This window comes from Cyanobium sp. T1B-Tous (genome assembly GCF_024345475.1).
Taxonomy (GTDB): domain Bacteria; phylum Cyanobacteriota; class Cyanobacteriia; order PCC-6307; family Cyanobiaceae; genus Cyanobium_A.
Genome location: NZ_JAGQBE010000115.1, coordinates 1 through 5,436 on the forward strand (window position 1 = coordinate 1; position 5,436 = coordinate 5,436).

The 5,436-nt window shown below is 65.0% G+C and carries 5 protein-coding genes and 1 pseudogene; 3 read left to right on the forward strand and 3 right to left on the reverse strand.

Features of this window, described 5'->3' with window-relative positions; all coding sequences use genetic code 11:
- Positions 1 to 1,375, forward strand: a pseudogene (locus KBY71_RS14805) (beta-eliminating lyase-related protein); the annotation flags it as partial.
- 80 nt (positions 1,376 to 1,455) lie between these two features.
- The gene (locus KBY71_RS14810) at positions 1,456 to 1,650 is read left to right on the forward strand and encodes a hypothetical protein (protein WP_254929651.1); all 195 of its coding nucleotides are present in this window, start codon (positions 1,456 to 1,458) and stop codon (positions 1,648 to 1,650) included.
- Positions 1,651 to 1,676: 26 nt separating this feature from the next.
- Here KBY71_RS14810 and KBY71_RS15220 read toward each other — a convergent pair whose 3' ends face one another.
- From KBY71_RS15220 to KBY71_RS14825, 3 genes are all read right to left on the reverse strand, one after another.
- A complete protein-coding gene (locus tag KBY71_RS15220) occupies positions 1,677 to 1,898 on the reverse strand; it encodes a hypothetical protein (RefSeq protein ID WP_255023337.1) in 222 nt (73 codons plus the stop codon).
- Between the two features lie 225 nt (positions 1,899 to 2,123).
- Positions 2,124 to 2,837, reverse strand: coding sequence for a rubrerythrin family protein (locus KBY71_RS15115; RefSeq protein WP_261354865.1), 714 nt, complete (start codon positions 2,835 to 2,837; stop codon positions 2,124 to 2,126).
- Positions 2,838 to 2,928: 91 nt separating this feature from the next.
- Positions 2,929 to 4,725, reverse strand: a complete 1,797-nt coding sequence (locus KBY71_RS14825) for a diflavin flavoprotein (protein WP_254929652.1) — start codon at positions 4,723 to 4,725, stop codon at positions 2,929 to 2,931.
- 271 nt (positions 4,726 to 4,996) lie between these two features.
- On the opposite strand from KBY71_RS14825, the gene KBY71_RS14830 reads away from it, so the two are divergent.
- The coding region (locus KBY71_RS14830) for an ABC transporter substrate-binding protein (protein ID WP_254929653.1) at positions 4,997 to 5,436 on the forward strand (440 nt) is incomplete at its 3' end.

A 5,436-nucleotide genomic window follows, 5' to 3' on the forward strand; every position in this document is an offset into this window, starting at 1 on the left:
CGCCGAGCTGGCGCCGGTGAGTTGGCCGGCCTTCAGCCAGCTGCACCCCTTCGCCCCGGCTGAGCAGGCCGCCGGATACCAGCTTCTGGCAGCCGATCTGGAGCGCTGGCTGGCGCTGATCACCGGTTTTGCCGGTGTGTCGCTGCAGCCCAATGCCGGCTCCCAGGGGGAATATGCCGGCCTGCTGGCGATCCGGGCCTGGCACCGCAGCCGGGGGGAAGCCCATCGCACCGTTTGTTTGATTCCCACCAGCGCCCATGGCACAAACCCAGCCAGCGCCGTGATGGCTGGCCTGCAGGTGGTGGCGGTGGCCTGCGACGAGGCCGGCAACATCGATCTCGCCGACCTGGAGGCCAAGGCCGCTGCCCACGCCGAGCAGCTGGCGGCGCTGATGGTCACCTATCCCTCCACCCACGGCGTGTTTGAGCCGGCTATTCGCCGTATCTGCGAGCTGGTGCACGCCCGCGGCGGCCAGGTGTACCTCGATGGTGCCAACCTCAACGCCCAGGTGGGCCTGTGCAAGCCAGGCCTCTACGGCGCCGATGTCTGCCACCTCAACCTGCACAAGACCTTCTGCATTCCCCACGGCGGCGGCGGCCCCGGCGTGGGCCCGATTGCGGTGGCATCCCATCTACTGCCTTTCTTGCCGGGTGCCGTAGGGGTTGAGTGCGGAGGGGTGGGGCCTGTGGCTGCGGCACCCCTGGGCAGTGCTTCGATTCTGACGATCAGCTGGATGTACATCCGCATGATGGGCGGCGCGGGCCTGCGCCAGGCCAGCCAGGTGGCCCTGCTGGCTGCCAACCTGCTGGCCGCCCGCCTGGAGCCCCACTTCCCCGTGCTCTACCGGGGCATGGGCGGGCGCGTGGCCCACGAGTGCATCCTCGATCTGCGGCCGCTCAAGCGCAGCTGCGGCCTGGAGGTCGATGACCTGGCCAAGCGTCTGATGGACTACGGCTTTCATGCCCCCACGGTGAGCTGGCCAGTGGCGGGCACGGTGATGGTGGAACCCACGGAAAGCGAGTCGCTCGCTGAGCTCGACCGCTTCTGCGCGGCCATGGTGGCGATCCGCCAGGAGGCCGCGGCGCTGGAGGCCGGCAGCGCCGATCCCCTCAACAACCCCCTCAAGCGAGCCCCCCACACCCTGGCCGCCGTGACTGCCGACCAGTGGGACAGGCCCTATACCCGCCAACAGGCGGCATTTCCGGCTGGTGAGGATCAGCGCCTATCGAAGTTTTGGCCGGCGGTGGCCCGGATTGACAACGCCTACGGCGATCGCAACCTGGTGTGCACCTGCCCGAGCATGGAGGAGCTTGCAGGGCAGGCGCTGGCAGAGCAGGAACTGGCCCAAGTGGTGGCAGCTGCCACTGTTCTTTAGTGCCGTCATGACGCACACTGTGCGGGCTTGACGCCTCTTAACAGGCAAAATCAGCGCCTAAGCCATTCATCTTCGGGACCATGAAGGGCAGCAACGACGGAACTGGTACAGGAACGGGCCAGGTGCTTCGGGTGGAGGGCACCAACGTGGTGCGTGTTCCTTTTGGTGTGCGTCGCTCCCGCCGCCCCCGTCCCCAGCGCCCCGATCACTGGGCCACCCTGGTGCTGCCTTTTCATATCCACCACGATCCAACGCCACCCCCCCAGGCAGCTTGAAGTTGGGTTTGGCTAAATCAAGCCGCTTAAATTGCTTCGTCCAAGCGCCAATCAACTAGGGCTTTGACGTCAGCCAGCGAGCTGGCGGGGGCCCGAAATGGCAGCAGATGCATGGGACTGCGCTCCGGGCGCACCAGCCAGGTGAAATCGGCCTGGGGAATTAGCACGAACCCCCGATAACGCACCGTTGCCCGCACCCCGCGGGGATGGTTGCCAGTTGAGGCGATAGCTGTGCTGGCGCTGGCCATCCCTGGGGTCAAAACTGCAGCCATTGCAGCGGGCTTGCGGCAAATTTGCGGCCGTTTACTGAATTGCTTTGGGATTGCCGTTACACCCTGCAAAAAACCTGGGCGGGTCTAGTCCTAGACCCCTGAAACCCCTTTGGAGCACTGGGTTTTTGTTCTGTTGCCCTCGTCGTAGCGATAGGTGAAGAAGGTGTGCTGGGCTACAAAAATTGCAGCCCGGTTGGGGTATCAAACGCCCAGAAGTTGGGGTTCCCGGTAGGGCACGAAGCTGGCCTTGCGGGCGCCGCAGATCGGGCAACGCCAGTCGTCGGGGATCGCTTCAAAGGGGGTGCCCGGAGCGATGCCGGAATCGGGGTCGCCTGCTGTGGGGTCGTAAATCATCGAGCACAGTTTGCAGATCCACTTGCCCGCTACGGGCTCATCTGCCTCTCCGGCCACCCCCTTGCCCTGCAGGGCTTCGAGGGCGATGCCGTAGCGCTCGGCGTGGTGCTGCTCGATCGGCGTCAGCAGGCCGAAGTTTTTGGCGGCGGTGCGAAAGATGCCGGCGTGCTGCTGTGATTCGTCGATCTGCTCCTGGAATTCAGCTGCGGCTTCGCCATCGCGATCGGAGCGGGCCTGGGCGGCGAACTCCGGATACATGGTCGTGTATTCGTAGGTTTCGCCCTCGATCGCCAGCTCCAGGCAGCGGCTGAGCAGGGCCTGCTTCTGCTCGCTGGAGAGGTTGGCGGGATCGTCGATGACGAGTTCGGGATGGAGCAGCCGGAAGTGGGCGAAGGCGTGCTCTGTTTCCTGGGCAGCGGTATCGCGAAACAGCTTGGCCAGCTCGGGGTTGCCGACCTGCTTGGCCACCTCCGCGAAAAATAGGTATTTGCGATTGGCCATGCTCTCGCCGCCAAAAGCGGCTTCAAGATTGGCCTTGGTGTTGGGCTTGGCGATATCCATGGCTTGGCAGGTGTTGCGACTGACGGAGAGTTTAGCTTGCCCGAAGTCGAAACGACTATGAGTTAGCCGCCCTGGCGTGGCTCCGTGGCTCTCAGTAGTTGGCGCCGCTGCGGCGCTGGTGCACGGCCGTGGTGGCGCTGGCGTCGAGCACGCCGCCCTGGCTCACCTGGGCATACAGCAGCCAGTGGTCGCCGCATTCCATGCGCTGCTGCACCGTGGCCTCCAGCCAGGCCAGGGCCTCCGGTAGAAGCGGTTGGCCGCTGGGGCTGTGCTCCAGCTCCAGGCCGGCGAAGCGGTCGGCGCCTGGGGCAAACGGCTGCAAAAACTGCTTCATCGGACCGGTTTCACGCCCTGCGGCCAGCACGTTGAGAGCAAAGCGATCGCCGACGTGCAGTAGGGCCTCCACCGCCCGGTCTTTGGCTACGGCCACGGTGAAGCCTGGTGGCGAGAAGCTGGCCTGGCTCACCCAGCTGGCCACCATGGCGCTGCTGAGGCGGCTCCCCCCCTCCCCTTTGCTGGTGGTGAGCACGCACAGGGAGCCCACCACCCGGCCCAGGGCCTGCACTGCTGGATTGCTGCGGCTCTCGCTGAGGCCGCCACTGGCGGTTCGGCGTTGCACCTTGCGCTGTTCGCTCTGCAGTTGGCGGCCCAGGGCGGTGCCGGTTTCTTCGATGGCTTTGATGCTGGCCGCATCGGGGCTGAACTTCACCTTGATCGGTTCAAAGGCGAAGTGGAAGCCGCCATCGCGCAGCTTGCTCTCCAGCAGATCCAGGGCTTCACCGCTCCAGCCAAAGCTGCCAAAGACCCCAACCGGCTTGCTGCGGTCGCCCTCAGCTAGCACCGTGCCCAGGGCTGACACGATCGGTGTGGGGGCATGGCCGCCGAGGGTGGGAGAGCCGATCAAGATTGCATCGCAGCTGCGGATCGCCGCCAGCAGCTGCTCAGGTGGCGTGAACTCGCAGTTGATGCTCTCCACCCGCACGCCGGTGCGGGCGACCCCCTGGGCGAGGGCATCGGCGATGGCGGCAGTATTGCCATAGGCGCTGGCAAACAGCAGTGCCACCGATAGGCGCGCCCGCTCCTGGGTTGCGCCCCAGCGGTGGTAGTCGTTGAGCAGGCTGCGCCAGCTCTCGCTGATCGCCGGCCCGTGGCCGGGGGCAATGGTGCGGATTTCGAGTGCTTCGAGCCGCTCCACCACCGACTCCACCTGGCGCGCCATCGGTGCCATCAGGCAGTCGTAGAAGTAGCGGCGGTCTTCCTCACTGCTGCTGCGGTTGGCTTCAGCGAAGCTCTCGCTGCAGAGGTGGGCCGCGAAAAATTTGCCGCTCATCAGCAGGCCGCTGGTCTCCTCGAAGGCCATCAGCGCCCCGGGCCAGCGGGGGGTGGGGGTGGGAATCAGGCGCAGCACGTGGCCATCGACGAGGTTGCGGCTGGCCTCCTGCTTCACCACATCGATCCGAGGCAGCGCTGGGATCGGCTCTGGGGTTGTTTCGCTGCCGGGGGCGGCCGGTTTCTGCAGGTTCCAAAGCTCTTCGAGCAGCTTGGCGCCGGCGTTGGAGCTAACCAGCAGCAGCTTGGGCCAGCGGGCCGCCAGTTGGTGCAGCAGAGCTACCCGATTGGGGTTGACGTGACCCACCACCACCTTCAAGGGGGCCTCGGCCGGCACCAGCTTCGCCAGCTCCGCCAGGAAGGGCTCGGCAAAGGAGGCCCCGGGGGGATGGACCAGCAGGGGCACCTGCTGGAACAGGAAGCTGTTGGCGGTGGTGCCGCGCTCCAGGCCGTATTCCACCTCGAAGCGCAGCCGGGTGGGGCTCAGCCCCTTGAGGCAGATCAGCCCCGGCTCGATGGGGAGCTGGATCACCCGACGCTCCAGGTTTTTTGCGCCCATGGTTCGCCCTTTGGGGAGGAGAGGACTCTAGAAAGACAGCCCGACCGATTTGTTTACTTGCCCCATCGATGGAGCGTCCTTAACGTTCTTGTAGCAGGCTCGACTTTTCATCGAAGAACCATTTTCCTTTGGCGATAGTTTTCTCCTTACAGGGGATGCAAGTCGTTCCAATGGCGGCTTCTCCAAACGGCATGCCTGGTCGCGCCCTGATCCCCTGCTGATTGGACTGGAAGCCCCCCTGAGTGGGGACCAACGTGCCAATGGTCGCGACATGTGGCGTGGCGCCAAGCTCGCGGCGGAGCAGATCAACCTTGAGGGAGGCATCCTCGGCCGGCGCGTCAAGCTGCTGCGTGCTGACGACCAAGCCGATCCTGAGCGGGCCCTACCGGTAGCGCGTAGCCTGCTGCGCCGTGGCGCCGATGCCGTGATCGGTCCCTACAACTCAGGTGTGGGCGTGATCAACCTGCCCTGGTATGTGGATCAAAAGATCCTGCCGGTACATCTCACCTCCACTAACCAGACAGATGGCCTGGGGGTGACTGTGCAGCCTAAGAATGATCAGATTGCACCTGTTGATATTGCCTACATCACCTCCCGCCAGGTGAAGCGTGTGTCGATGTTGGTGGATCCCTCTGATTTCACCAGCGACCTGGCCGATCAGGTGGAGAAGGGGCTCAAGGCCGATGGGGTCGAGGTGAAGCGCTTCAGCAT